Genomic DNA, 4,371 nt, shown 5'->3' with positions numbered 1-4,371 from the left:
TGTACGGACCGGACACATGGTTGACGGGTGTGCGGGGACATGGTGGACACTTTTCGGCGATCCGACTTGCCGGCGAAAAACGATAACGCGGTGCAACAGATGTACTGCAGCGCCTGGTTCGCGGGCGAGCATCTGGAAGCCCCCCGATGTAAAACACCCTTTACATTCACAAAAACCACAGCGAATATGTAAAGGTACTTTTACATCAGGACGATGCAATGAAACGTTACTACATGGAAATGGGCGCCGCGCTGGCGCTGTACACGGTGTTCTTGAGCCTGTCGCTGACCCTGCTCAAGAATCCGCAAGACCTGGGCACCGGTTTGCGTATCGTCATCACGTTGTTGCCGGTGATTCCCGCGGCGCTGATGTGCTGGGCGATCGTGCGGATGATGCGTACGCTGGATGAAATGCACCTGCGCATTCAATTCGAGGCACTCGGGTTTGCCTTCGCCGCTTCCGCGTTACTGACCTTCAGCTACGGTTTTCTGGAGAATGTCGGCTTCCCGCACATCTCCTGGACCTGCGTATGGCCGGTGATGGGCTTGATGTGGATCATCGGGCTCGCCCTCGCCCGACGTCGCTACCAATGAAAAACCGACTCAAGGCACTGCGCGCCGAACGCAAGTGGTCGCAGGTGGATCTGGCGGCGATGCTCAATGTCTCGCGACAGACCATCAACGCCATCGAAAATGGCCGCTATGATCCAAGCCTGCCACTGGCGTTCCAGATCGCCCGGACCTTTGCATTGCCCATCGAAAGCATTTTCGACGATGAGCTCACCGGCTGATCCATGGCGCCCGTAAGGCAAAGTTTGAACAACAACAAAAAACAGGAGTTGACCATGTCTGAACTGCAACTGCACCCCAAAGCCGCAGAGTCCTTGAGCCAGTGGCACGCGATGATCCGCACCGGCGATTTGCAGGACTTGCCTGCGCTGCTGGACCCGCAAGCGGTGTTTCGCTCGCCGATGGCGCACACGCCGTATCCGGGGGCGCCGGTGGTTTCGATGATCCTCAATACCGTGTGCAAGGTGTTCGAAGACTTCACCTATCACCGCGAACTGGCGAGCGCCGACGGCTTGAATGTGATCCTCGAATTCAGCGCCAAGGTCGGCGAGAAACAACTCAAGGGCATCGACATGATCCGCTTCAACGAACAGGGAAAAATCGTCGACTTCGAGGTCATGGTCCGGCCAATGAGTGGCTTGCAAGCCTTGGGCGAGGAAATGGGCCGGCGCCTGGGCGCCTACCTGGCCGCCAGCAAAGCCTGATAAAAAAATAGAGCAGCGACTGCCGGCATCCAGTCGCTGCTCGATCAGCGGGATCGATCGTTAATCAATTACAGCTTTGCTGGTGCGGGCGAATAGGCCGTCTTGTGCGAGTGACGACGGGTATTCAACAGTCCCAATGCCACGATCACGACAGTCAAGGCTCCGGTAGAAAGCACCTCGCTACGGTGCGCAGGCATCATGACCATGGTGCCCAGGGCGAAGACGATAAAAGCGATGACCAGCCAGGTCAGCCAAGGGAACAACCACATCTTGAATTCAATCCTGGCATTGGTCTTGTCCAGCTTCGCTCGCATGCGCAATTGCGAGAACGCAATCACCAGGTACACCAGCAGGGCAATGGCACCGGAACTGGCGAGCAAAAACGCGAACACCTGCGCCGGGGCAAAGAAGTTCAAGGCTGTCGTGGCGATACCGATCACCGTACTGGCGATCACAGCACCCCGAGGTACGCCAGCGGATGAAGTGCGCTGCAGAAAACCAGGGGCTTCATTGCGCTTGCTCAGCGAGTAGACCATTCGCGAGGATATGTAGATCGCGGAGTTCAAGCAGCTGGCAACGGCAAACAGCACCACGATATCGACGATGGTTTTCGCATAGGGTACGTTCATGATTTCCAGCGCTCGCTGATACGACCCTTGCACCGGCAGCAGCGGGTCATTCCACGACACCACGGAAATGATCACGAAAATGGAAAGCAGGTAAAAAATACAGATTCGCCAGATCACCGACTTGGTCGCCCGGGCGATATTTTTAGCCGGATCCTTCGATTCTGCCGCTGCGATAGTGACCGCTTCCGTGCCGACAAAACTGAACATGGTGGTCAGCAGCGCGCCGATGATCGCTTCCCAACCATTAGGCATGAAGCCACCGAACTCAGTCACCAGGCGACTGACGCCGCTGACCTCCCGACCCGGCAGAACGCCTGCGATGGCACAGGCACCCAAGGCAATGAACGAGACGATTGCCACCACTTTGACCATGGCGAACCAGAATTCAAATTCACCGTATTTGGCGACGCTGAACAGGTTGGTAAGGGTCAGCAGCGCCGTGACGCCTACCGCGAACATCCATGTCTCGACCTGAGGAAACCAGCTGTTCAGCACTACGCCGGCGGCAATGGCCTCGAGCGGAATCACCAATACCCAGAACCACCAGTACAACCAACCAATGGTAAAGCCGGCCCAAGGCCCGATGGCGCGATCGGCGTAGGTGGAAAAGGAGCCCGTATCAGGACTTGCAACCGCCATCTCGCCAAGCATGCGCATGACCAGTACCACCAACAATCCCGCCAGGGCGTAGGCCACGATAGCTGATGGCCCAGCCGCGGCAATGGCGTGGCCGGAACCAATGAAAAGACCGGCGCCGATGATGCCGGCAATTGAAAGCATCGTGACATGCCGCTGCTTGAATCCCGCAGCCAGATTGTCATCCGTCGATAGTGTGCTGTTATTTGACATTAGTGAGCCCTTGTTATTTTTTTGAAGGCGAGCGGCCACAGTTCAGCGATTCGCAAACAAGTTGCGAAGAACAAATCCGAACATTAATGACCACGTATTTCTAATGCGGCAGAGCGTCAGGAAGAGATAGAAAACCGAGCGTTTGAGGGGTGTGAGATTTTATTGTCTTGCATATTGCAGCTCCTGTTATTTCAAGTACATGAACCATCTAACTCCTTATGGCAAACAGGATGCTACGGCCTGACCTGTGCCGCCGAGATGACCCGGTACGTCGCTCGCTTATCCGTTTGCGACACGACCAGCCATCCGCCAAACGATTAAAAATGAACCCAACAAGGCGATTTCGGCAGCGAACAGGTTGAACGGGAGATTACTGAGTGACTGTCTTGTTTTGCCCTGAGTGCCCCTGGGGAGAAAACACAATCGCCAGGACAATAATGGTCGCACCCGCCAGCATGCGATAAGACGGCGCCTCATTGAACAACCACCATGCACAGGCAATCGCGTAGATCGGTTCCAGCGAAATGATCATGCCTGCACTTCGAGCATTCAAACCCTCAAGACTTTTCACGAAAAGATATTGTGAAAGCCCAGTGCAAAATATCCCTAACAACGCAAGATTGAGCCAGTCGAAGGCACGAAGCTCGACAAGACTGAATGCAGAAAAAGGCACCATCACCAACGCCACTGTGGCGTTTTGCCAAAATGCAACTTGTACGGCGTCCACGCCTTTGGCGGCTCTGCGGTTAGCGATTGCCAATAAAGCGAAAGACAGGCCAGACCCCAGGCCCCAGAGAAGTCCAACGGTTCCCTGGTTCCCCAAGCCGAACGAAGGCGTGACAAGGATCAGGCCCAAGCTAATAAGAATTAGTAAAATCGACTCTGATAGATGGATCCGGTCACGAAAGATTACAACATCCAACACTGCAATAAATGCTGGAAAACTGGCAAAGCCTAATGTCGCTACTGCAACACCGCCAATTTTTATCGCTATAAAAAACGTAATCCAGTGCGCAGCCAGAAGCAGGCCGGAAAGGATGAAAAAGCCGAGTTTGAATGCACTTAATTCGCGAAATATTGGCCGTCGTTGCACCAGGGCAAATACAAACAGAGCGATCATTGCAAACGCAGCCCTGCCAAATGTTATGACACTGGCATTGGCATGGATCAAGGCGCCAAAAATTCCGGTTAAGCCGAATAATATTGCGGTGACATGGGCAGATGTTAAGGCAGTACGATGAGTCGTCATTTATTGAGTGTCGAGAATATAGGTTATATCCGTAGCTATTCTCTTGGTTGGGAGCTTGTTATTTTACAGCCTTGTTTCAAAGTGCTGCTCTCCTCTCGCCATCAGGGATTAGCCGTATTTTCAGAATTCGCATCAAAGCGCTTTTCGCACGGAGTAATAGCATGCACCTGATCCCGTCAAGCTGTTGTATTTATGATTGCAACAGACAGAGTTGGTTTTTTATTTTTGCCATTTTTATGCGGCTTACGCTGCATATACTCTAAGTGCAGCACTCACCCCGACATTCGTGGTATTCGGGATGAGTGTGCGTATCGCGGTCATCCGGTTGGATGATTACTCAGACGCGTCGATCCAGATCGTCTTGATCTCGG

At 53.7% G+C, this 4,371-nt stretch carries 5 protein-coding genes; 3 read left to right on the top strand and 2 right to left on the bottom strand.

Annotation, left to right across the window (positions count from 1 at the left end):
• Positions 1-218 precede the first annotated feature (218 nt).
• Genes PMI35_RS00740 through PMI35_RS00750 form a run of 3 tightly spaced genes read left to right on the top strand, consistent with a single transcriptional unit; the run spans position 219 to position 1,273 of the window.
• Positions 219-593 carry a hypothetical protein gene (locus tag PMI35_RS00740; RefSeq protein WP_008066447.1) on the top strand — a complete coding sequence of 125 codons (375 nt, stop codon included), beginning with the start codon at positions 219-221 and terminating at the stop codon, positions 591-593.
• Complete coding sequence (locus PMI35_RS00745; protein WP_008066445.1) at positions 590-790, top strand: helix-turn-helix transcriptional regulator; 201 nt, start codon at positions 590-592, stop codon at positions 788-790. Before PMI35_RS00740 ends, PMI35_RS00745 begins: the two co-directional genes overlap by 4 nt.
• 54 nt (positions 791-844) lie before the next feature.
• On the top strand, positions 845-1,273 hold the full coding sequence (locus tag PMI35_RS00750) for a nuclear transport factor 2 family protein (RefSeq protein WP_008066443.1): 429 nt from the start codon (positions 845-847) through the stop codon (positions 1,271-1,273).
• Between the two features lie 68 nt (positions 1,274-1,341).
• Here the strand turns inward: PMI35_RS00750 and gabP are convergent, their stop codons facing one another.
• Both gabP and PMI35_RS00760 read right to left on the bottom strand, forming a co-directional pair.
• On the bottom strand, positions 1,342-2,751 hold the full coding sequence (gabP, locus tag PMI35_RS00755; RefSeq protein ID WP_008066441.1) for a GABA permease: 1,410 nt from the start codon (positions 2,749-2,751) through the stop codon (positions 1,342-1,344).
• Positions 2,752-3,121: 370 nt separating this feature from the next.
• Positions 3,122-4,000: a DMT family transporter gene (locus tag PMI35_RS00760; RefSeq protein ID WP_032832185.1), complete on the bottom strand. Its 879-nt coding sequence runs from the start codon at positions 3,998-4,000 to the stop codon at positions 3,122-3,124.
• Between the last annotated feature and the right edge of the window lie 371 nt (positions 4,001-4,371).

Origin of the sequence: Pseudomonas sp. GM78 (genome assembly GCF_000282475.1) — a bacterium.
Lineage (GTDB): Bacteria > Pseudomonadota > Gammaproteobacteria > Pseudomonadales > Pseudomonadaceae > Aquipseudomonas.
The sequence above is the reverse complement of the archived record's forward strand: the minus strand, read 5'-3'. Positions and strand labels throughout refer to the sequence as shown.